20 protein-coding genes are annotated in these 21,940 nt (G+C 71.6%); 11 read left to right on the top strand and 9 right to left on the bottom strand.

Translation table 11 applies throughout. From position 1 onward, the window contains the following. Window positions 1-22 precede the first annotated feature (22 nt). Window positions 23-2,317 (bottom strand): glycoside hydrolase family 3 N-terminal domain-containing protein, encoded by a 2,295-nt coding sequence (locus tag ABZU76_RS12235; RefSeq protein WP_354867951.1) that lies wholly within the window; start codon window positions 2,315-2,317, stop codon window positions 23-25. Next, window positions 2,314-3,333 (bottom strand): LacI family DNA-binding transcriptional regulator, encoded by a 1,020-nt coding sequence (locus ABZU76_RS12240; protein WP_354867953.1) that lies wholly within the window; start codon window positions 3,331-3,333, stop codon window positions 2,314-2,316. Before ABZU76_RS12240 ends, ABZU76_RS12235 begins: the two co-directional genes overlap by 4 nt. Window positions 3,334-3,466: 133 nt before the next feature. Between ABZU76_RS12240 and ABZU76_RS12245 the strand changes: the two genes are divergently transcribed. From ABZU76_RS12245 to ABZU76_RS12260, 4 genes are all read left to right on the top strand, one after another. Next, window positions 3,467-4,759, top strand: a complete 1,293-nt coding sequence (locus ABZU76_RS12245; protein ID WP_354867955.1) for an extracellular solute-binding protein — start codon at window positions 3,467-3,469, stop codon at window positions 4,757-4,759. Then, a complete protein-coding gene (locus ABZU76_RS12250; protein ID WP_354867958.1) occupies window positions 4,759-5,724 on the top strand; it encodes a sugar ABC transporter permease in 966 nt (321 codons plus the stop codon). The genes ABZU76_RS12245 and ABZU76_RS12250 overlap by 1 nt, the downstream gene beginning before the upstream one ends. Before the next feature lies 1 nt (window position 5,725). Further along, window positions 5,726-6,550: a carbohydrate ABC transporter permease gene (locus ABZU76_RS12255; protein ID WP_354867961.1), complete on the top strand. Its 825-nt coding sequence runs from the start codon at window positions 5,726-5,728 to the stop codon at window positions 6,548-6,550. A gap of 66 nt (window positions 6,551-6,616) precedes the next feature. Then, the gene (locus ABZU76_RS12260; RefSeq protein WP_354867963.1) at window positions 6,617-8,350 is read left to right on the top strand and encodes an IlvD/Edd family dehydratase; all 1,734 of its coding nucleotides are present in this window, start codon (window positions 6,617-6,619) and stop codon (window positions 8,348-8,350) included. Between the two features lie 29 nt (window positions 8,351-8,379). On the opposite strand, the gene sigJ is transcribed toward ABZU76_RS12260, so the two are convergent. The 4 genes from sigJ to ABZU76_RS12280 all read right to left on the bottom strand — a co-directional run bounded on the left by sigJ (window position 8,380) and on the right by ABZU76_RS12280 (window position 13,114). After that, the gene (gene sigJ, locus ABZU76_RS12265) at window positions 8,380-9,273 is read right to left on the bottom strand and encodes an RNA polymerase sigma factor SigJ (protein WP_354867965.1); all 894 of its coding nucleotides are present in this window, start codon (window positions 9,271-9,273) and stop codon (window positions 8,380-8,382) included. A gap of 149 nt (window positions 9,274-9,422) precedes the next feature. Further along, entirely contained in the window at window positions 9,423-9,911 is a 489-nt protein-coding gene (locus ABZU76_RS12270; RefSeq protein WP_354867967.1) for a cupin domain-containing protein, read from the bottom strand. Continuing rightward, the gene (locus ABZU76_RS12275) at window positions 9,908-10,825 is read right to left on the bottom strand and encodes an NADP-dependent oxidoreductase (RefSeq protein WP_354867970.1); all 918 of its coding nucleotides are present in this window, start codon (window positions 10,823-10,825) and stop codon (window positions 9,908-9,910) included. Before ABZU76_RS12275 ends, ABZU76_RS12270 begins: the two co-directional genes overlap by 4 nt. 123 nt (window positions 10,826-10,948) lie before the next feature. Next, window positions 10,949-13,114 (bottom strand): LuxR C-terminal-related transcriptional regulator, encoded by a 2,166-nt coding sequence (locus ABZU76_RS12280; RefSeq protein WP_354867972.1) that lies wholly within the window; start codon window positions 13,112-13,114, stop codon window positions 10,949-10,951. A 159-nt stretch (window positions 13,115-13,273) separates the two neighbouring features. Here ABZU76_RS12280 and ABZU76_RS12285 point away from each other — a divergent pair, with 159 nt between their 5' ends. From ABZU76_RS12285 to crcB (ABZU76_RS12315), 7 genes are all read left to right on the top strand, one after another. Continuing rightward, on the top strand, window positions 13,274-14,614 hold the full coding sequence (locus ABZU76_RS12285) for an alginate lyase family protein (RefSeq protein WP_354867975.1): 1,341 nt from the start codon (window positions 13,274-13,276) through the stop codon (window positions 14,612-14,614). A gap of 109 nt (window positions 14,615-14,723) precedes the next feature. Then, on the top strand, window positions 14,724-15,749 hold the full coding sequence (locus tag ABZU76_RS12290) for a 4Fe-4S binding protein (protein ID WP_354867977.1): 1,026 nt from the start codon (window positions 14,724-14,726) through the stop codon (window positions 15,747-15,749). 95 nt (window positions 15,750-15,844) lie between these two features. Beyond that, window positions 15,845-16,126 carry an isoamylase gene (locus ABZU76_RS12295; RefSeq protein ID WP_354867980.1) on the top strand — a complete coding sequence of 94 codons (282 nt, stop codon included), beginning with the start codon at window positions 15,845-15,847 and terminating at the stop codon, window positions 16,124-16,126. Window positions 16,127-16,186: 60 nt separating this feature from the next. Further along, window positions 16,187-16,825, top strand: a complete 639-nt coding sequence (locus tag ABZU76_RS12300; protein ID WP_354867982.1) for a helix-turn-helix domain-containing protein — start codon at window positions 16,187-16,189, stop codon at window positions 16,823-16,825. Between the two features lie 14 nt (window positions 16,826-16,839). After that, window positions 16,840-17,511 carry an enoyl-CoA hydratase/isomerase family protein gene (locus tag ABZU76_RS12305; RefSeq protein ID WP_354867984.1) on the top strand — a complete coding sequence of 224 codons (672 nt, stop codon included), beginning with the start codon at window positions 16,840-16,842 and terminating at the stop codon, window positions 17,509-17,511. 120 nt (window positions 17,512-17,631) lie between these two features. Further along, entirely contained in the window at window positions 17,632-18,099 is a 468-nt protein-coding gene (crcB, locus tag ABZU76_RS12310) for a fluoride efflux transporter CrcB (protein ID WP_354867986.1), read from the top strand. Next, window positions 18,096-18,461: a fluoride efflux transporter CrcB gene (crcB, locus tag ABZU76_RS12315; RefSeq protein ID WP_354867989.1), complete on the top strand. Its 366-nt coding sequence runs from the start codon at window positions 18,096-18,098 to the stop codon at window positions 18,459-18,461. The genes crcB (ABZU76_RS12310) and crcB (ABZU76_RS12315) overlap by 4 nt, the downstream gene beginning before the upstream one ends. Window position 18,462: 1 nt before the next feature. Here the strand turns inward: crcB (ABZU76_RS12315) and ABZU76_RS12320 are convergent, their stop codons facing one another. From ABZU76_RS12320 to ABZU76_RS12330, 3 genes are all read right to left on the bottom strand, one after another. Next, window positions 18,463-19,059, bottom strand: coding sequence for a class F sortase (locus ABZU76_RS12320; RefSeq protein ID WP_354867992.1), 597 nt, complete (start codon window positions 19,057-19,059; stop codon window positions 18,463-18,465). Between the two features lie 4 nt (window positions 19,060-19,063). Then, complete coding sequence (locus ABZU76_RS12325) at window positions 19,064-19,936, bottom strand: hypothetical protein (RefSeq protein WP_354867994.1); 873 nt, start codon at window positions 19,934-19,936, stop codon at window positions 19,064-19,066. Window positions 19,937-20,193: 257 nt separating this feature from the next. Then, window positions 20,194-21,429: an alpha/beta fold hydrolase gene (locus ABZU76_RS12330; protein WP_354867996.1), complete on the bottom strand. Its 1,236-nt coding sequence runs from the start codon at window positions 21,427-21,429 to the stop codon at window positions 20,194-20,196. Window positions 21,430-21,940 lie beyond the last annotated feature (511 nt).

A 21,940-nucleotide genomic window follows, 5' to 3' on the forward strand; every position in this document is an offset into this window, starting at 1 on the left:
TGCCGGACTTCTCAGCGAGTTATCAGCCGGGGACCACCGTGACCAGCGGTTGGAGCACGCGGTCGAATCCCACGAGCCTTCGCGCGCCCGTGATCGGCACCGTCAGCACGGAGTGCGCGACGGCGCTCGACGGCCCCACGAGCAGCTCCACCGGCCCGGTGTCGACGATCCGGTCGCCGGCCCGCCCGGTGTAGGAGGCGAGGTCCGCGTGCAGGTCCAGGTGCACCACGCGGGTCTGCCCGGGCGGGAGCGTCAAGCGCGGGGCGGCGATCAGCTGCCGCAGCGGGCGCGCGACCTCGGCGACCGGATCGTGGAGGTAGACCTGCACGACTTCCGACGTCTCCGTGTCGTGCGGGTTGTACAGCGTCACGCTCACCCGGCACAAGCCGTCGGCCGGCCACACGGGCCCGCCGGCCACCGAGACCCACGTGGCCGGGTGGTAGGTGAGACCGTGCCCGAACGGGAACACGGGCGTGGGGTCGACCGAACTGACGTCGCTGCGCGCGGCCAGCGCCGCGCCGAGGTAGGTCGACGGCTGGCTCGCCCCGGCGGCGGGGAAGCTCACCGGCAGGCGGCCCGACGGCTCGATCCGGCCCGTGAGCACCCCGGCGAGCGCCGCCGCGCCCTCTTCACCCGGGTAGAACCCGCACACGACGGCCGCCAGGCGCTCGACCTGGCGCGAGAGCTCATAGGGCCGGCCGGACAACAGCACCAGCACCACGGGTGTGCCCGTCGCCAGCACCGCTTCGAGCAGTTCCTCCTGCCGGCCGGGCAGCCGCAGGTCGGCAGCGTCGCAGCCTTCGCCGGACGTGCCGCCGCCGAACAGGCCCGCCCGGTCGCCGAGTACGGCGACGCAGACCTCCGCCGCCGCGGCCGCCTCGACGGCCGCGGCGAGGTCTTCGTCCGTGCCGCCGGTGACGCCGCAGCCCTCGGCGAAGGTGACGTCGAACGACTCCCGCAGTACCTCGGCGACGGTGGGCACGTCGAGGCCGAACGGCACGTCCGGGTGGTGGACGCCGACGTGCATCGGGAACGAGTAGCAGCCGAGCATCGCGCCCGGTTCGTCCGCGCGCGGGCCCACGACCGCCAGCCGAACACCGGAACGCAGCGGCAACGCTCCGGTGTTCGACAGCAGCACCACCGACCGCTCGGCGAGCTCTCGCGCGAGCGTCCGCGACTCGGCGTCGTCCAGCTCGGTCACGGCCGGGTGGGGCGACCACTCGGGATCCAGCAGGCCCAGCTCGAACTTCTGCGTCAGCACGCGGTGCAGTGCACGGTCCACAAGAGACTCTTCGACGCTGCCGTCGGCCAGCGCGGCCAGGAGCGGCGTGCCGTAACAGTCCACTGTGGGCAGTTCGACGTCGATGCCCGCGCTCAGCGCCTGCCCCGCCGCGTCCGCCGCTCCGGTGGCGACGTGGTGCAGGGCGTGCAGGAACGCCACGGAGAAGTAGTCGGACACCACCGTGCCGGTGAATCCGTAGCGCTCGCGCAGCAGCGTGGTGAGCAGTTCCGGGTCGGCCGCGGCCGGCAGCCCGTCGAGGTCGGTGTAGGAGTTCATCACCGACCGCGCCCCGGCGCGCAGCGCGTGCTCGAACGGGGGCAGCAGCACGTCGGCGAGCTCGCGTGGCCCGACCGACACCGGCGCGAGGTTGCGCCCGGCCTTCGACGCGGAGTAGCCCGCGAAGTGCTTGAGCGTCGCGACGATCCCGGCCGACTCGAGCCCGGCGACGTAGGCCGCGCCGATCGTGCCCACGAGGTACGGGTCCTCGCCGATGGTCTCCTCGACGCGGCCCCAGCGCAGGTCCCGCGTGACGTCCAGCACCGGCGCCAGCCCCTGGTGCACGCCGAGGGCCCGCATCGTCCGCCCGATCTTCTCGGCCATGCGCCCCACGAGGTCCGGGTCGAAGCTCGCGCCCCAGCACAGCGGCGCCGGATACACCGTGGCCTGCCACGCCGCCAGGCCCGTGAGGCACTCCTCGTGCACCACGGCAGGGATGCCGAAGCGCCCGCGCGCCACGATCTCCTCCTGCGTCCGCGCGAGTCCCCGCGCGCCGATCTCCGGGTCGACCGGCCGCGTGCCGAACGCACGGGTCAGCTGCCCGACCCCGTGCGGCACGAGCGCGTCCCAGTCCGGCGGGTCGTGGGCGAAGTCGTGCTGGTGCGGCGCGACCTCGCCACCGGAGTCCATGCCGACCCAGATTCCCGACAGCTGCGCCACTTTCTCGCGCGTGGTCATCCGGGCCACGAGATCGCGGACCCGCTCGGCCACAGGCAGCCGCGGGTCGCGCCAGGGCTCGGGCGCGGTCTCGGTCGTCACGAGCCGGCCCGCGGCGCGGCGCTCGACGAGCGCACCACCAGTTCCGTGTCGAGCACCACGGGCTCACGCTCCTCGGGGTCGCCGTTGATGAGTCCGATGAGGACGGTGATGGCGCGGTGGCCCATCTCGCGGATGGGCTGTTGCACCGTGGTGAGCGGGGGAGTGCACAGCGCCGACTCGGGGATGTTGTCGAAGCCGACCACCGACACGTCGTCCGGTACGCGCAGGCCCAGTGCCGCGGCGGCGGCCAGGGTCGCGATCGCGGAGGTGTCGTTGGCGGCGAACACGGCCGTCGGCCGGTCGGGGCGGGTCAGCAGCTCCCTCGCCGACGTGGCCGCCAGCTCGCCGTCGTAGTCACCGGCCACGACGAGGGATTCGTCCACCTCGACGCCGGCCGCGGCCAGCGCGCGCCGGTAGCCGGTTTCGCGCAGCTGGGCGGACTGCAGGTCCGGCCGGCCCGCGAGCAGCGCGATCCTCCGGTGCCCGAGCTCCAGCAGGTGCTCGGTCGCCAGCTGCGCGCCGCGCAGGTTGTCGGAGACGATCGCCGGCAGCGGCGAGCGCCCGGTGTGCGGATCGACCGCGACGACCGGAGTTCCGGGCAGGCCTTCGAGTTCGGCCGCGGGCGTCACGAGCACCGCGCCGTCGACGAGCGTGCCGCTCAGCCGCGACAGGTACCGGCGCTCCCAGCCCACCGGGTCGCCGGTGCGCCCGCCCGCGGAGTACACGACGAGCTCGAACCCGGTGCCGCGTATCGCGTCGGCCGCGCCCTTGAGCAGTTCGGTGCTGAACGGCTCGAGGTCGGCCACGAGGATGCCGATCACGTTGGTCTTGTGGTTGCGCAGGCTCTGCGCCACGAGGCTCGCTTCGTACCCCAGCTCGTCGATCACGGCGCGGACGCGCGCGAACGTGTCGGCGGCGACGCCGTAGCGCTGGTTGATCACCTTGGACACCGTCGCGACCGATACTCCGGCACGGGCGGCGACGTCACGGATCGTGACACGGGAACGGGGCTGCACCGGCTCAGCCTAGCGATGTAAAACGTTATCGACAACGATTGACACGGGAATTTCGGGCGCGCAGACTCTTCGCCATCCCGGGTGCCGTCACGCCCCGTCCAACTCGGCCGAAGTCGTCAGGAGTGGATTCGTCATGCGTCCCAGCCGGAGATTTCCCCTCGCCGCGCTCGTCGCGGCAGCCGCGCTCGTGCTGTCCGCGTGCGGGGGAGGTGGCGACGAAGGCCCGGCCGCCGCGTCGGGACCGGTCACACTGACCTGGTGGCACAACGGCACCGCGGAACCCGTGCGGTCGCTGTGGCAGCAGGTCGCCGACGACTACCACAAGGCGCACCCCGACGTGTCGTTCACGGTGCAGCCGATCCAGAACGAGGAGTTCCCGACGAAGGTGCCGCTGGCGCTGCAGTCGAACACGCCACCGGACCTCTACCAGCAGTGGGGCGGCGGGGACGAGGCTTCGCAGGTTGACTCGGGTCGCGTGGCCGACCTGACGTCGTCGGTGCAGAGCTGGATCGGGAGCGTCGGTCCGACGGCGCAGGGCTGGCAGGTCGGCGGGAAGCAGTACGGCGTGCCGTACGTGCAGCACGTCGTCGGGTTCTGGTACCGCAAGGACCTGTTCGCGCAGGCCGGGATCACGGCTCCGCCGACGACCATGGCGGACTTCAACGCCGCCATCGGCAAACTGAAGGCCGCGGGCATCGCGCCCATCGCGCTCGGGGGCAAGGACCGCTGGCCTGACGCGTTCTACTACGACTACTTCGCCGTGCGCGCGTGCTCCGCGCAGGTGCTCAAGGACGAGATCACGGCCGTAAAACTGCAGAACCCGTGCTGGGTCAAGGCCGGCCAGGACCTGCAGGGCTTCCTCGCGACGCAGCCCTTCCAGACCGGCTTCAACGGCACGCCGGCGCAGCAGGGCGCCGGCAGCTCGGCCGGGCTCGTCGCCAACGGCAAGGCCGCGATGGAGCTGCAGGGCGACTGGGACCCGAGCACGATGTCCTCGCTCACCGACGACAAGGACCTCGACTCGAAGCTCGGCTGGTTCCCCTTCCCGTCGGTGCCCGGCGGCGCGGGTGACCCCGCCGTGCTGCTCGGTGGCGGCGACGGGTTCTCGTGCACGACGCGCGCCGCGGCCGCGTGCGCCGGGTTCCTGCAGTACCTCACGAGCACGCCGGTGCAGCAGAAGATCGCCGAGGCCGGCTCGGGCCTGCCGGTGAACGCCGACGCCGTGGCGTCGTTGAAGAGCGAGTCACTCAAGGCCGTGGCCGAGCAAACGCGCAAGGCGTCGTACGTGCAGATGTACTTCGACCGCGCGTTCCCGACCGCCGTCGGGCAGGCGCTCAACGACGCCGTCGCGAACCTGTTCGCGGGGCAGGGCAACCCGGAAGCGGTGGTGCAGGCCGTGAACCAGGCCGCCACCGGGAACAAGTGATGGCGGCTCCCGCTCCGCCGCGGCCGCTCGCGCGGACCGTCCACAGTGCACCCCGGCGCCCGTCGCGGCGCCGGGGCCGCACCCGGCTCGAGCTGGCGCTGCTGCTCGGCCCCGCGCTGGTGCTGTTCGCCGGGTTCGTGCTCGTGCCGATCGGCATCGCGGTGTACTACAGCTTGTACTCGTGGAACGGGTTCGGCCCGCTCACGGACTTCGTCGGGTTCCAGAACTACGCCGACGCGTTCGGCGGCGCGGTGTTCCGTGGCGCGATCGCGCACAACGTGGTCATCGCCGTGCTCTCGATCGTGATCCAGCTGCCGCTGAGCATCGGCATCGCGCTGCTGCTGGACCGCAAGCTCAAGGGCCGCACGTTTTTGCGGATGGTCGTGTTCGCGCCGTACGTGCTGTCGGAGGCGATCACCGCCGTGATCTGGCTGCTCATGCTGCAGCCCAACGGGTTCGTGGACGAGCTGCTGCGCGGCGTGGGCCTGGGCGGGCTCGTGCACCAGTGGCTCGCGGACCCGGGCATCGTGCTGTACACGCTGTTCGTGGTCATGACCTGGAAGTACCTCGGCTTCGGCATCATCCTGCTGCTCGCGGGCCTACAGGGCGTGCCGCCGGAGCTGCGGGAAGCCGCCGCGCTCGACGGTGCCACCGCGTGGCAGACCACGCGGCACGTGGTGCTGCCGCTGCTCGGCCCGACGATCCGGATCTGGGTGTTCCTGAGCGTGATCGGTTCGCTGCAGCTGTTCGACCTCGTGTGGATCATGACGCTGGGCGGTCCGGCCAACGCGTCGACCACGATGGCCAGTTATCTGGTGGACCACGGGTTCAAGCGCTACGAGTTCGGCTTCGGCAGCGCGGTCGCCGTGGTGCTGTTCGCGGTCTGCTTCGTGTTCGCGTTGCTGTACCAGCGGTTCGCGCTTCGCCGTGACACCGCGGGTGCGCTGACCAGGGTGGTGGGCTGACGTGGCGGGGCGGCGCTGGGGCCTGGTCGCGGGCTACGCGGCCGCGGTCGTCGTCGTGGTGGTCACGGTGGTGCCGCTGCTGTTCGTGGTGCTCGGCGGCTTCCGCACCAACGGCCAGCTCAACACCGACCCGGCCGGCCTGCCGGGGCCGTGGGTGTGGAACAACTACCGCAGTGTGGTCACCTCCCCGGACTTCTGGCGGTTCCTCGGCAACAGCGCGCTGATCGCGGTGATCGCGACGGTGCTGGCCGTGGGCCTGGGTTCGATGGCGGCGTTCGCCTTGTCCCGCTACGCCTTCAAAGGCCGCGAAGTCGTGTATGTCCTGTTCACGCTCGGCCTGCTGTTCCCGCTGGGCGTCGCCACGCTGCCGCTGTACCTGTGGTTGCGCCAGCTCGGGCTGCTGGAGAACCCGCTGGGCGTCGCGATCCCGGAGGCGGCGTTCTCGCTGCCGGTGACGATCGTGATCCTGCGGCCGTTCATGCACGCCGTGCCCGGGGAGCTCGAGGACGCGGCCGTGCTCGACGGCGCGAGCCGGCTCGGGTTCTTCTGGCGGATCATGCTGCCGCTCTCGGCGCCCGCGCTGACCACGGTGGCGGTGCTCGCGTTCGTCACGAGCTGGAACGCGTACCTGCTGCCGCTGCTGGTGTTCAACGACAGCGCGCACTTCACGCTGCCGCTGGGCGTGGCGACGTTCCAATCGCAGTATTCGCAGGACACAGCGCGGGTGCTGGCGTTCACCGCGCTGTCGATGGTGCCGGCGCTGGGGTTCTTCGTGGTGGCGCAACGCCGGATCGTCGGTGGGCTGACCGGGTCGGTCAAGGGCTGATCACTTGCCCCCGCCGCGTGGTCTGCGGTGGAGTGGGGGTTCGGGCACCGGGCACGGGAGGTTCGTGTGGAGCAACGGCAGGGCGAGCGACGCAGCGCGGCTTGGTTCGGCGCGTCGGGCCGCGCCGGGATGATCCACCGGTCGTGGATGCGGTCGCAGGGCTTCGGCTCGGACGTGTTCGACGGCCGGCCCGTGATCGGGATCGCGACGAGCGCGTCGGAGCTGGCGCCGTGCAACGTGCACCTCACGCGCGTGGCCGAGGCGGTGAAGCGCGGCGTGTGGCAGGCCGGTGGGTTCCCGTTGGTGTTCCCGACGATGGCCACCGGCGAGACGCTCATGCGCCCTACCGCCATGCTCTACCGCAACCTGATGGCGATGGAGGTCGAGGAGCTCATCCGCGCCAACCCGCTCGACGGTGTGGTGCTGCTGTCCGGTTGCGACAAGACCACCCCGGCGATGCTGATGGGCGCGGCGAGCGTGGACCTGCCCGCGGTGATGGTGACCGGCGGGCCGATGCTCAACGGCAAGTTCCGCGGTGAGGACGTGGGGTCCGGCACGCACGTGTGGAAGTTCGAGGAGGAGCTCAAGGCCGGGCGGATGAGCCAGGAGGAGTGCTTCTTCGCCGAGGGCTGCATGGCAAGGTCCAACGGCCACTGCATGACCATGGGCACCGCGTCCACCATGGCGTGCCTCGCCGAGGCGCTCGGCATGCAGCTCCCCGGCTCGGCGACGTGGCCGGCCGTCGACGCGCGCCGCTTCGAGACGGCGCAGGCGGCGGGGCAGCGGATCGTGGCGATGGTGGACGAGGAACTGCGCCCGTCGTCGATCCTGACCCGTGAGGCGTTCGAGAACGCGATCCGGGTGAACGCGGCCATCGGCGGCTCCACCAACGCGATCATCCATCTGCTGGCGCTCGCCGGCCGCGTCGGCGTGCCGCTGGAGATGGCGGACTTCGACGCGCTCGGCCGCGACGTGCCGACGCTCGTGAACCTCATGCCGTCGGGCAAGTTCCTGATGGAGGACTTCTGCTACGCCGGCGGCCTGCCCGTCGTCGTGCGGCGCTTGGCCGAAGCCGGTCTGCTGCACCGCGGCACGGTCACGGTGACCGGGAAGTCCTTGACCGACAACGTGTCCGACGCCGAGTGCTGGAACGACGAGGTGATCACCCCGGTGGCCGAGCCGTTCCAGCCCACGGGTTCGGGCACGGCCGTGCTCACCGGGAACCTCGCGCCCGACGGCGCGGTGATCAAGCAGTCGGCCGCCTCACCGGAGCTGCTCACGCACACCGGCCCGGCTCTGGTGTTCGACACCGCGGAGGACTACCACCGCGTCGCCGACGACCCGGATCTCGACGTCACGGCCGACACCGTCCTGGTGATCCGCGGCGCCGGCCCGAAGGGCTACCCGGGCATGCCGGAGGTCGCCAACGTGCCCCTGCCGGCCAAACTGCTCAAGGACGGCGTCACCGACCTCGTGCGCATCTGCGACGGCCGCATGTCCGGCACCGGCTACGGCACGGTCGTGCTGCACGTCAGCCCCGAGTCCGCCGCGGGTGGCCCACTCGCCCTGGTGCGCACGGGCGACCGGATCACGCTGGACACTCCGGCGCGTTCACTGACGCTGCACGTGTCGGACGAGGAGCTGGCGGCCCGGCGTGCGGAGTGGTCGGCGCCGGAATCGCCTTACGTCAGCGGGTACACGTGGCTGTACACGCACCACGTGACCCAGGCGCACCAAGGTGCGGACTTCGACTTCCTGCACGGCTCCCGCGGCCCGGGTGTGCCGCGCGATTCGCACTGAGATCCACGCCCGCGGGTACGACGCCGAGCTCAGACGTGAGAAAGCTTGTCGGGGTTGATCACCCTGCGGTACGCGGTGATCAGGCCGTCGGTGATCTGCACGGTGTCGACGGAGTAGACGCGGCCCTGCCAATGGCACACGAGGGCGAGCTCGCCGCCCACCTCGATGAACCCGATGTGGTCCGGTCGCCACATCCGGCCCACTCGCACCATCACGTCGGCCATGCGCTCGGCACCGCGGAGGATCTTGCGTGCCGCCGTGACCTTGCCGCCGCCGTCGGTGATGTAGACGGCGTCCGGGTGCAGGAGCCGGACCAGGCCGGTCAGGTCGCCGGATTCGTAGGCGGTGCGAAAGGTCGTCAGCAGCCGTTCGCGTTCCTCCTTCGGTGCGTCCGGAGTGGACTGCTTCGCCTGGGCCACTCGCCGTCGCGCCCGGGAGGCGAGCTGGCGGGAGCCGGGTACGGAGACGTCGAGCACTTCGGCGATCCGGCCGAACTCGAAGCCGAAGACGTCGTGCAGGACGAAGGCCACCCGCTCCGGTGGGCTCAGCTCCTCCATGATCAGCAGCATCGCCGTGCTCACGGACTCGTCGACGAGCACCGGTTCCGAGGCGTCCGGCCCGGTCAGCAGCGGTTCCGGCAGCCACGGCCCCACATAGGATTCCCGGCGCGACCGCGCGCTCTTGAGGATGTCGTACGACCGTCGTGCGGCGACTGTGACCAGCCAGGCCCGCAGGTCGGCGACCTCGTGCAGATCCGCCCCGGCGGCGGCCCGCAGCCACACGTCCTGGGCCACGTCCTCGGCATCGGCCACGCTCCCCAGCAGCCGGTAGGCCACGCCGAAGACCGCGGGCCGGTGCGTCTCCCACTCGGCAGCGAGCGTGTCCTGTTGTCCGGACCTTCGGGACGCGTGCCCGTCACCCATGCAGATCGCATCCTCCTCCGTACGGGTCCAGCGTAGGGCCGCGCAGCGTCGCCGGCATCCGTGCGTGGCGCACGTCCCGCGACCGTGGACGACCCGGCTGTCCCGCCGCTTCGAGGCACGCGAACCTCGTGCTGCGCGTGGGGAACTCGTCAGTGCGGGTCGTCGGTCTTGAGCGGGTCTCCGGTGTTGGAGACGGAAACCGTGAGGAGCTTGGCGGGTGACGTCGCGCTGGTGTTCTCGGCGAAGACGTGGTGGGAGCCCGGCGGCTCGACCCAGCCCTGGCCCTGCTGGTAGGTCTGCATGGGCTGGCCTTCGAGCTGGCTGCGGATGGCGCCCTCGAGGACGTAGGCGTAGATGAACGCCGCACCGTGCCGGTGTGGCACGCCCTTCCCGTTGGGCGGGAAGTCGACGACGGCCGAGGTGAACGTCTTGCCCGGCACGTCCGGCAGGGCCTGCTCGATCAGCGGCGTCAACTTGTCGGTGGGACGTTGCGCCGCGCCGGAATCGGCTGCCGCGGAACTGGCCGGCGGGGGCGTCGACGTGGCGCCCGCGGCGGGCCGGTCCGAGTTGCCGCAGGCGGTGGCCCCGGCCAGCGTGACGACGGCCAGCACAACACCGGCGATCTTGGCGTGCTTCATGATTGCTCCTCGGTGACGCGGATGATCGTTTTGCCGGGTCCGCGCTTGGAGCCGAACGCCTCGGGCGCCTCGGCCAGCGGGCGCACTTCGCCGACGGCCACCTCGAGCCGGCCGTCGCGGACCCGCTGCGCGAGGTCGGTGAGCCGTGCTCGGTCGGCCTCGACGATGAAGAACAGGGCCCGGCCGTCCACGGGCTGGATCTCGGGTGGTGTGGCGATGGAGACGAGCGTGCCGCCGGCGCGCACCAGAGTGGTGGAGCGGTCGAGGATCTCCCCGCCGAACACGTCGAACACCACGTCGACCTCACCGGCGTCCTCCAGCCGGTCCGTCTCGAGGAACGTGTCCACGCCGAAGCCGAGGGCGCGTTCGCGGTCGCGGGCCCGGCCGGTGCCGATGACCCGGGCACCCGCCTCGCGGGCCAGCTGCACCGCGAGGGAGCCGACCGCTCCGGCGCACCCGTGGATCAGGATGGTCTGCCCGGCGGCGAGCCGCGCGTGGTCGAACAGGCCCTGCCACGCGGTCAGCCCGGAAATCGGCAACGCGGCCGCCAAGGTGTGGTCGAGGTCCGCCGGCAGTGGTGCGAGGTTGCGGGCTTCCACCGCGATGTACTCGGCGAGCGCGCCGTCGCGGGTGTCGTCGGCGAACCCGAACACCCGCTGGCCCACGGTCAGGCCGGTGGTGCCGTAGCCCAGTTCGACCACGACACCCGACACGTCGTGGCCCGGCACGCTCGGCGTCCGATCCCGGCCGGCACGGTCGTTCCACGTGCCAGGCCAATCCAGCTCGCCGGTGGTGAAGCCGGCCGCGTGCACCCGCACGAGGACGTCGTTCTCCGCCGTGCGTGGGCAAGGTATGTCCTCAACGGACAGTCCGGTGACACCGGCGTCACGTTCGCGGACGGTGATGGCCTGCATGGGGGTCCTCATCTGGTAGCCCGGTTGTCGTCAGGGAGACGAGGCAGCCCCGGCGCGTGTGACAGCCAGAGAGGTCCGAGTTGATCACCCGATCGTGGGCACGCTCTCCACCCGACACGCGCTCTAGTAGTCGGTTTCGGCTGTCGTGCGGGTGAACCACGCGGCCAGCGCCGAGCGGGGGCGCACGCCCAGTTTGGCCCGGATGCGTTCCAAGTGGGTGGCGACCGTGCGGGGCGCGATGCCGAGGCGGCGCGCGATCTGCTGGTTGGTCAGCCCGTCGGTCACCAGGGCGGCGACGGTGTGCTCCTGGGGGGTCAGCCCGCCGTGGCCCGTGGCGTGGAAGTGCGCGCTCGCGTCGAGGGCGTGGGCGACGGCGGCGGCGAGGGAGACGCGGGCGCCCGCGCGGGTGGCCGCCCGAACACGGCGCGGGTCCAGACCAGCGGTCGCGGTGTCCAGGGCGTCGCGGACCCGCCGGCGCCACGCGGGTTCCGCCACGGCGCCCAGGCTCCGGCGGACGGCGTCGGCGCAGGCGAAGAGGCTCAGGGCGCGCTCGTGTTCGCCTCGGGTCGTGAGGACGACGGCGACGCCTTCGGTGAAGTAGGGCACTTTGAGGCCGTCCGTGGGATTCGTGACGAGCAGAGCCTCCACGAACCGCGCCTCGGCCGTGGCGTGGTCGCCGGCGGCGAGGGCGACGGCGCCGGCGGTGTGCAGCACGCTCGCGAGCCGGCCGGGTGTCGCGTGGGTGCGGGCGAGGGGCAGGCCTTCGGCCAGCACTTCGCGGGCCCCGTCGAGGTCGCCCGATTCCAGGGCGCTCCACGCGAGGTCGTTGAGCAGCAACGAGATCACGGCCGGATCGGCGAGGTCACGCGCGATCGCCAAGGCCTCGTGGTAGCGCGCGGCGGCGTCCGCTCCCGACGCGCGCAGCCCGGCGGCGAGCAGGTCGAGGACCGAGGCGAGCCGAGCAGGGCGGTCCAGTGTGGACTCCAGCGCCAATGCCGCTTCCCCGAAGCGCAGCTGCTCGGCGTACCGGCCGGCGCGGTGCGCGGCCTTGCACAGCCCGGCCAGCAGTGACGCGGTGAGGTCCGGCCGATCGGCGACGTGCGGCAGTGCTTCGCGCAGCAACCGTTCGCTGTCGGCGAGGTTGCGGCCCAGCGCGAGCCACGACCTCGCGAGCCCGCACGCCAGCACCGCGAGCCGGGCGTCGCCGCGGCCGGTGAGCCGGCGGATCACCGCGAGCACGGGCTCGGCGCGCGCGACGAGCCGCCGGCAGAGACCGTCGGGCAGGAGGAACGCCGGCAGGTGCGGCTCGACCTGCGCCACGAGGTGGGCCGTCAGCAGTTCGAACGCGGCGTCGGTGCCACCCTCGGCGTCGAGTGCCTCGCGGCCGAACGCGCGCGCGGCCGCCCACAGCCGCAGCCCGGTCGTGCCGTCGGCGGCGGGGTCGGGCACCAGCAGCGACACCGCGACCAGCCGCTCCAGCACCTCGGGTCCGGCGCCCAGTACGGCCGCCAGCTCCGGGTCGAACGGACCGGGCAGCACCGAAAGCCGGTGCCACGCCTCGCGTTCGGCGGGCGAAAGCCGCCGGTGATCGCTCTCGAGATCCGCGCGCACCTTGCCCGGGGCCAGGTCGAGGGCGGTCGCGAGCCCTTCGGCCGCCCCGGCCACGCCCAGAAGCCGCACGCGCGGCGCGGCCAGTTCCAGCGCCGCCGGCACCCCTTCGAGCACGCGGCACAACTCCGTGACGTCGGCCGGCGCAACGGTGAGGAACGGGTCCAGCAGGTGGATCCGCTCCACGAGCAGCTGGGCCGCGTCGGCGGGGGAGAGGCCGCGCATCGGCAGCACCTGCTCACCCTCGACCCCGAGCGCGACGCGGCTCGTGGCCACCACCCGCAGGCCCGGGCGCTCACGCAGCAGCCGCGTGACTAGCGCGGCGCACGCGTCGAGCCCGCCTTCGCAGCCGTCCAGCACGAGCAGGTCCCCGAGCTCGGCCGGAAGCTCCACAGTGGACGGATCGACGCGCACCGCGCCCGTCAGCTCAGCCGCGAGCCGCGTCTTGCCGACGCCGGCCGGGCCCGTGATCGTCACGAGCCGGTGGCTCGTGAGCAGCCGGCGCAGCGTCGCCGTCTCAGCTCGCCGGCCGGTGCACCCGGCCCCCGGCCGACGCGCCCGCACCCGCCGCCGGTACGCGCGCTGGCGGCAAGCGCCGGAGCAGAACCGCGGCCGTCGTCCGCCCTGGCGCCCGGCCGCTGCCGGCAACGGTGCACCGCAGGTGAGGCAGAGCGTCGGCATGGCGGAAGCCTAGATGTAACGCAACCAGTGGCCAATTGATGCGCCTGCAGCTGTGGTTTCGTAACGTGAGGCCGTGCTGCCGACTGGGCTCCCCGTGTTCGACTCCCTAAGTTGAATTCACATATCTGCTAGGTATTCAGATACTTGAACGGAGTTGCGGTGCTGCCTCCTTCACGGTCCCGTTTCCGGCTGGGTCGGATCTCCCTCGTCTTCGCCACCGTCGCCGGCCTGCTCACCACCACCGCGGGCGCGGCCGGAGCCGCCCCGGCGCAGCAGCCACCGAAGTCGGTGTGCGACCTGCCGATCGTCTCGCTCGCTTGCCGGCCCGACACCGTCGTGCTCGACGGGGCGCGGCTGACGAAGAACCGCGTCGGGTTGCTGCTCGGCGACAGAACCCTGCGCACGTCCCTGACCGACCTCCTCGAGCAGGCCGACACGGCGCTCACCAAGGGCCCGTGGACGGTCGTCGACAAGGAGCGCGTGCCGCCGAGCGGCGACAAGCACGACTACCTGAGCCTCGCGCCGTACTGGTGGCCCAGCCAGCCCGCGACGGCCGACAACCCGCAGGGCTGCCCCTACGTCCAGCGCGACGGCGTGCTCAACCCCGAGACCACCGCTGTGCCCGACAAGGCCGAGCGGCTCACCGCGTTCAGCTCGATCTACCAGCTCTCGCTCGCCTGGTTCTATACGCGTAAGCCCGAGTACGCGCAGCGCGCGGCACTCGACCTGCGCACCTGGTTCCTCGACGCGGCCACGAAGATGAACCCGAACCTGAACTTCGCCCAGGGCATCCCGTGCAAGAACGACGGCCGCGGCATCGGCATCATCGAGTTCGCCTACACCTTCACCCAGGTCCTCGACGCGGCGCGGATCCTCGACGCGGGCGCGCCCGGCTGGTCGAAGACCGACGCCACGGCGATGAAAGGCTGGTCGGGCGACTTCCTGACCTGGCTGCGCACGAGCAAGAACGGCACGGACGAAGCCGCCGAGACCAACAACCACGGCTCGTTCTACGACATGCTCTCCGCCGGCATCGCGCTCTACACCGGCGACAAGGCGCTCACGAAGCAGATCGTCGTCGGCGCCGAGAAAACCCGCCTTGACCACCAGATCGCGGCCGACGGCAGCCAGCCCGAGGAGTCGACGCGCACGCGCAGCTTCCACTACCACACGTTCAACCTCGTCGCGCTGACCCGCCTCGCGCAGATCGGCCGCCACGTCGGCGTGGACCTGTGGGCCTACCGGACGCCGGAGGGCGGCAGCCTGTTCAAGGCCGTCGACCACCTGCTGCCCGCCGCGACTGGTGGGGCGTCGCAGTGGCCGCTGCCCGACCTGAACTTTCTGCAGTACGCGGCGCTCGACAGCGTCCACGCCGCCGCCGACGCGGGTGACGCCCAGGCGAAGGCCGCGCTCCCGCACATCCCCGCCCCGCCGGGAGGTGATCTCTACCCGGTCCGCCCGGCCGCCGAGCAGCTCGACGACATCTCGGTCACCGGCTGAGCCCGGCGCCGCGGCGGGGGTGCGTTCCCGCCGCGGCAGGCTCGGTCTTGTTATCGGACTCAGCACGTGGGACCGTTGGTTGGAAATTCCTACCGATGGAGGACTCCTCGTGACCGAGCTGCCGCGCAAACTCGCCGCCCACCCGTCGGTGCGGGCCGTGCTGGAGCGCGGCACCCGGCCGAAGCCCGGTCCGATCGACGCCGCGTGGCTGCGCGAGCTGGCGCTGGCCGCGGGCGCCGACGACGTCGCGGCCGTGTCGCTGGAGCACCCCGACCTGGCGGGGGAGCGTCCGCACGTGCTCGCCGCGCTGCCCGGCACGCGCAGCCTCGTCTCGCTCGTCGTGCGGATGAACCGCGACAACGTGCGCACGCCGGCACGCAGCGTCGCGAACCAGGAGTTCCACCGCAGCGGCGAGATCATCAACGAGGCGGCTCGCACGATCACCCGCGGACTGCAGGACGCCGGCTACCGCGCGCTCAACCCGTCGGCGACCTTCCCGATGGAGATGGACCGCTTCCCCGGCCGGATCTGGGTGGTGGCGCACAAGACCGTCGCGGTCGCGGCCGGCCTCGGCGTGATGGGCCTGCACCGCAACGTCATCCACCCGAAGTTCGGCAACTTCGTGCTGCTGGCCACGCTGCTCGTCGACGCCGAAGTGACCGGCTACGGCGAGGCGCTGGACTACAACCCCTGCGTGGAGTGCAAGCTGTGCGTGGCCGCGTGCCCCGTCGGCGCCATCGCCAAGACGGGCGAGTTCGACTGGGCCGCCTGCTCCACGCACAACTACCGCGAGTTCATGGGCGGGTTCACCGACTGGGTGGAAACCGTGGCCGACAGCGCCGACGGCGCGGAGTTCCGCGAGCGCGTCACCGATTCCGAGAACGCGTCGATGTGGCAAAGCCTTTCCTTCAAGGCCAACTACAAGGCGGCCTACTGCATGGCCGTGTGCCCCGCGGGCGAAGACGTGCTCGGGCCGTACCTCGAAGACCGTCGCGAGTTCATGCGCACGGTGCTGCGACCGTTGCAGGACAAGGAAGAAACGATCTACGTGACCCCGGCATCGGCCGCGAAGTCCCATGTGGAACGCCGGTTCCCGAACAAGACGGTGAAGGTCGTCCCCGGCCGCACGCCGTGAGTTCACCCGGACGGGCAGGCGGTTCTCACGCCCGTGAGCCCGAACGCGTGGAACGCTTTTCGGCGGAATCAGCCGGAAAGTGAAGGGAAGCGCTCGTGATCAAGACCAGCCGAGGTGGCGGCGGAGTGCGGAAGGTGACGTTCGTCCTCCCGCTCGACACCCCGCCGGGGCCCGTCAGCGTGGTCGGCGACTTCAATGACTGGCAGCCCGGGTGCCACGAGCTGCGCAAGCGGTCCAACGGCATGCGCTCGGCCGCCGTCGAGGTGCGGCCCGGCGTAAAGCTGCGCTTCCGCTGCCTCGCGACGGGCGGACAGTGGCTCGACGACCCCGACGTGACCATCCGCGACGGGCACGACTGCGTGTTCGTCGCCGAGTAGAGGAACGTGTGCTCCACAACACCGTTGTAGTGGAGCGCGTGTTCCTTTACTCTCGGGTTCGTGCCCAGGCCTCGGATCCACGACCCCGAACGGCTGCTCGACGTCGCCGAGCGGCTCGTCGCCGACCGCGGTCCCGAAGAGGTCACCGCGCGCGGGCTCGCGCTCGCCGCCGGCGTGCCCAACAGCGTGATCTACCACAGCTTCGGCTCGCTGCCCGCGCTCGTCGGGCGCGCTTGGCTGCGGGCCGCGACCCACTTCGTCGACGTGCAGGAGGGCCTGGTCGACGCCGCGCTGTCCGAGGCCGGCCCGGTCGCGGCCGTGGTCGCCGCGGCCGACGCGCCGGCCGTCGTGGCTGCGCGGCGCCCCGACGCCGCGCGCCTGATGATCACCGTCTCACCCGACCGCGTGCTCGGCCCGCAGCTGCCCGACGAGGTCGCCGAGGCCTTGCACGCGCTGGACAAACGCCTGGTGCGCCTGCTCGTGCACCTCGCGCGCGAGCTGTGGCAGCGCGGCGACGGCGTGGCCGTCGAGGTGATCACCACGTGTGTCGTCGACCTGCCGAGCGCGATCTACCGCCGTGAGCTGGCCGAAGGCCGCGTCGGCGAGGACAGCCGCCGCCGGCTCGCCGCCGCCGTCCGCGCGGTCCTCGCTCTGCCGCCGCCGAAGCGGCGTTCGTCCCGTACCGCAACCACCGTCTGAAAAGGACTCTCGCGATGCCCGCACTGACCAGCCATGATGCCGTCCACGTCCTCGACTTCGGCGCCGACGAGAACCGGTTTTCACCCGCGTGGCTGGAGGAGGTGAACACCCACCTCGACACCGTCACGGCTGGCTCCGCGCCCGCCGCGCTCGTGACCACGGGCAGCGGCAAGTTCTACTCCAACGGCCTCGACCTCGAGTGGCTGACCACCCACGGTGACGAAGCCGTCAAGTACGTCACCGACGTCCACGAACTGCTCGCCCGCGTGCTCGCGCTGCCGGTGCCGACCGTCGCGGCCGTGAACGGGCACGCGTTCGGGGCCGGCGCGATGCTGGCGATGGCCCATGATTTCCGAGTGATGCGCACTGACCGTGGGTTCTTCTGCTTCCCCGAGGCCGACATCAACATCCCGTTCACGCCCGGCATGGCCGCGCTCATCCAGGCCAAGCTCACGCCGGCGACGGCGGTCGCGTCGATGACCACCGGGCGCCGTTTCGGCGGCCCGCAGGCCAGGGAGCTGGGCCTGGTCGACGCGACGGCCGACGAGGCCGCGCTAGTCCGCACGGCGACCGAGGTCGTCGCGCCGCTGGCGGGCAAGGACCGCGGCACGCTCGGGGCGATCAAGTCCACCATGTTCGCGCCCGCGTTGACGGCCCTGCGCGCGCCGGCGGATCTGGTCCGCTAAGCTGCCCGCGCGGCGGTGGGGCTCGCCGCTCCGGGCATTCCGGACAACCGCAGCACTCGCTGCCAACAGTCCCTACTCGAACCGAGGGCGTTAGCATGCCCACGTGGAGTAGGAGACGCTGTGCCCGAATCACCTGGGTCTTCCCAACGGACGCCGCTGTGGCGTCGCACGGCCGTGCGGGAGAACGCGCCGGTCCTCGCCGTGGTCGCCCTCGGCGGCGGCCTCGGCGCGCTCGCCCGGTACGGCCTCGCGGTCCTGCTTCCGACCGCACCCGGGCACTTCCCGCTGGCGACGTTCCTGATCAACGTCACCGGCTGCTTCCTCATCGGGGTGCTCATGGTCGCGGTCACCGAGGCGTGGACCGCGCACCGGCTGGTGCGGCCGTTTCTCGGGATCGGGATCCTGGGCGGCTACACCACGTTCTCGACCTACGCCGTCGAGATCCACGGGCTCCTGCGGCCGGGCACGGTCGGGCTCGCGTTCGGCTACCTCGCGGGCACGCTCGTGGCGGCGCTGCTCGCGGTCGTGGCCGGCATGGCGCTCGCGCGAAGACTGTTCATCCGTCCGGAAAGGACGGTCGAGGCGTGACGGTGCTGCTCGTTTTCCTGGGCGCGGTGGTCGGGGCACCGCTGCGGTACGTCACCGATCGCTTCGTGCAGGCGCGCCACCACAGCGTGTTTCCGTGGGGCACGTTCACGGTCAACCTGGTGGGATCCTTGGTGCTAGGCTCGCTCGCCGGCGCCGGGTCGGCGTTGCCCGGTACCGTCTCGATTCTGGTGGGCACCGGGTTCTGCGGGGCGCTGACGACGTACAGCACTTTCGGCTACGAGACCGTGCGCCTGCTGGAGCGGCGGGCGTACGGCGCGGCGGTGGCCAATGTGGTGCTGAGCGTGGCCGCCGGGCTGGGGGCGGCCACGCTCGGGTACGTGGTGGTCCACGCGCTCGTCTGAGTTACGTGGCGAGGTTGGCGTACACCACGATGTTGTCCTCGTAGCTGTGCTCGGCGTGATCGAATACCCCGCCGCAGGTGATCAGGCGCAGCTCGGGTTTGGTGCTGTTGCCGTAGACCGCGTCCTGGGGAAACTGGTCCTTGGGGACCTGAGTGAGGTGGTCGACGGTGAACTTCAGCTTCTTGCCGTCGCTGCGGTCGATGTCCACCTCGTCGCCGGGAACGAGATCCTTGAGCTTGTAGAAGATGCCGGGCTTTTTGTCGCCGTCCACGTGGCCGAGGACGATGGCCGGACCGACCTCGCCGGGGACGGGGGAGAGGCGGTACCACGCGGCCTGCATCGGCGTTTTCACCGAGGGCACGGAGATCTTGCCCTCGAGGTTCACCGCGACGGAGACCAGGCTGGACTGCGCCCCGATCTTCGGGATGCTGACGGAAGTCGGGCGCAGGCCCTTGAACGGCTGGGTGACGGGGACGCTGCTCGGGACCGGCTTCGCCGCGGCGGCCGGCGCCGGGGTGGGAGAAGAACTGCAGCCGGCCAGCACCGCGGTGACGGCCAGCACGGTGGCTGCTGTCGCCACGAGTTCGATGCGCTTCATCGGCTCAGAACCAGAACCGCGCGGTGCCGCCGAAACCGGTCTCGACGCCGCCCTGGGGCGCGTAGCGGACCTGGACCGCCGGGCGGGTGACGACGGGGCCGGGGGTGGCCTTCGGGGTGGCCTTCGTCGTGTCCGAAGTGGACGCCGAAGTGGTGCTGCTGGTCGGGTTGTCATTGCCGGTCGGGGTGTCGCTGGTGGTGGGGGTTTCGCTGGTGTCCGAGGTGGGCGGTGCGACCTGCTCGAAGGTCACGTCGCCGTGCCCTTCCTGACCGTCGCAGGTCCAGCTGAACGGCGCGGTGGTGCCCGTGAATCCGTCGATCACGCGCACGTCGTAGTTCCAGTAGCGGCCGTCGGCGCCGTCCTGGTCCGGGCCGGCGGTCACGGTGAGGCCGACGGTGGCGACGTTCCCGGGCGCGCCGGACGCGCAGGCGATGACCAGCACGCCTTCACCGCCGAGGCCGACGAAGCCGTGGCCGGCGTTGTCGGTGTACGGGTCGCTGGGGGCGGTGGTTTCGGTGGTCTCGTCGGCGTTCTGGCCGTCTTCGGAGTCTTTGGCGTCTTCAGCGGCGCGGGGCTTCGCGGCGGCCGGGGCGCGGCGGCCTTCGGTGGTCTGCACCTCGGGGTCGGCAGGCGTCGCGATGTCGCCGGTCGTGCTCGGCGGAGTGGCGGACGTCGGGGTGCTCGAGTCGCTGGTCGGGGTCTCGGAGGTGCTGGAGTCCGATGTGGTCGGTGCCGGCGAGTCCGTCGACTCGGACGTCACCGTGGTCTCGACCGGCGCGGTGGGGTCGTCCTGTGCGAAGGCGGCCGGCGCGGACGCGAGCGTGAGGGCGGCGCCGGCGAGCACGGCACCTGCGAGACGGCCCAGCGGTTTCTTCAAGATGACTCCCTGCTGCGACAGTGCCCGACGTTGGGCAATGGCGGGATTCTGCCGCAGAAAAGCGTCGAAGGGAAATGATTCCCGGGTGGGGAAAACCACGCTCGAATTCTGTAACGTTCCGCGTTTCCGGGCCGATGGAATTGATCCGGTGTGGCCCTCAGGAAACGACCTGATAACGAAGCTGGTGGGCGTGATAACGAAACCGATCGTAACACGCCCACCATTCCCGTGGGCTATCCGGCACTTCTTTTCGATCTTCAGGCGCGGCCGCGGACGAGGTCGATCAGCCGGCCGAGCACGTGCTCGCCCGCCGCGCGCAGGCCGTTGTGCTCGTACTCGTTCGTGACCCACGGGCGCATCGTCGGGATCAGCCCTGCGGTCTCTTCGGAGAACCGGCGGTCCACATACGCGTCCTCGGCGTAGATCGCGGCGGCGCACGGCACTTCGCAGCTTCGCAGCACGTCGGCGTCGTAGAGCCGCGGCCACTCGCGCTCCGCGAGCAGCTCGGCGGCTTCGCGCAGCGGGGCGAGGCCGGGCAGGTCGCTGAACACAGAGGGGAAGACGTGCTCGCCGGTGAAGAGCGTGACGTCGTCGTCGTACTCCGCCGGGCGCGTGCGCTCGGCCGACCAGCGGGTGGCGTGGCCGTCGGCGTAGCAGGCCTCGTGGATCACCGCGTAGAGCGGGTTGCGCGCCGAGAACGGCAGCGTCGCCGCGACGTCGTGCGCGAAGGCCGGGGAGTCGGGGTCGCGCTCCAGCAGGTAGTGCAGCGTCTCGGCGCCCTCGCTCGACCCGAGGACGTTGCCGAGCTGGCGGAACAACCGGGACGTGATCGGCGTGCCGTCGGGCAGCGCGAGCTCGCCGGCGTCGAGGCGCGTGTGCAGCTTCCGCACGCGCTCGCGGTCTCCGGGGTAGCGCCGGTAGTAGCGGCGGTTGCGCTCCAGCAGCGTCGCGTACGTCGCCTTGTACACCTCGTCGGGGTGCCGCTCGACGGGAGGCAGGCCACCGGTGAAGAACGCTTCCCTCAGGCCCTCCGGCGCTTGCGAGAGGTAGGCGAGCGAGGTGAACCCGCCGAACGACTGGCCCAGCACGCTCCACCGCTCCACACCCAGCCGCTGCCGGATCAGCTCCGCGTCCCGCACGATCGAGTCGGCGCGGAAGTGCGAGAGGTATTCCGCCTGCTCGGCGGCCGTGCGCCCAGGCAACGTGCCGACGGGGGTGGAGTTGCCGGTGCCCCGCTGGTCCAGCAGCAGCACCCGGTAGTCCTGCAGCGCCCGCCCCAGCCACCCCGCGGCGCGACCCGCGGGCCGCGCCGCCTCGTGCCCGGGCCCACCCTGCAGGAACACGAGGAACGGCCGCTCCTCCCCGCCACCCGGCTCGGCGACCTCCCGCGCGAACACGGTGATCTGCTCGCCCTCGGGCCTGCCGTGATCCAACGGGACATCGAACTCATGCTCGGTGAGAACCAGACCGGGGACGCGCACGGAGGTAGGCATGGGGTCGATCAAATCACGCCGGGGCCGGCTGGGTGGGGTGGTTTTCGGCGGGTTCTTCCGTCCGGGTCTCGGCGGGCGCGGGTTGGGGTGCGAGTGGTCCGTTGGCGCTGTTGCTGTGGCGCGAGTGGTCCGGTGGTGGGCTTCGTCGGTGTGCGGTTGTGCCGTTCGCGCAGTAATTTCGGCGCGGCGGGACCGATCGTGGCGGGGCTTGGGCGCGACGGGGTCGCCGGCGGCGCATCGGATGAGCGGTCCGCTCGCTCTGCTGCGGGGGCGCGCGAGTGGCCCCGCAGCGGGGGTGGTGTGTGAGTGGGCGGTTTCGTGCGGGTTGGTGCCGCGAGTGGTCCGCTCGCGTTGCCGCTGCGGTGCGAGTGGTCCGTTCGCGTCGGCAGCCGAGGAGTGCCGACGCGCCACGGGGCGCCGCTCCGCGTGCAGGCAGGACGAAGCGGTTCCTGTGTTGGGTCGGCTCCTCGGGCGGTGCGAGTGGTCCGGTCGCGCCGGGCCGGCGGCGTGC

It is taken from the genome of Amycolatopsis sp. NPDC005232, from assembly GCF_040607795.1.
In the GTDB taxonomy this organism is placed as follows: domain Bacteria; phylum Actinomycetota; class Actinomycetes; order Mycobacteriales; family Pseudonocardiaceae; genus Amycolatopsis.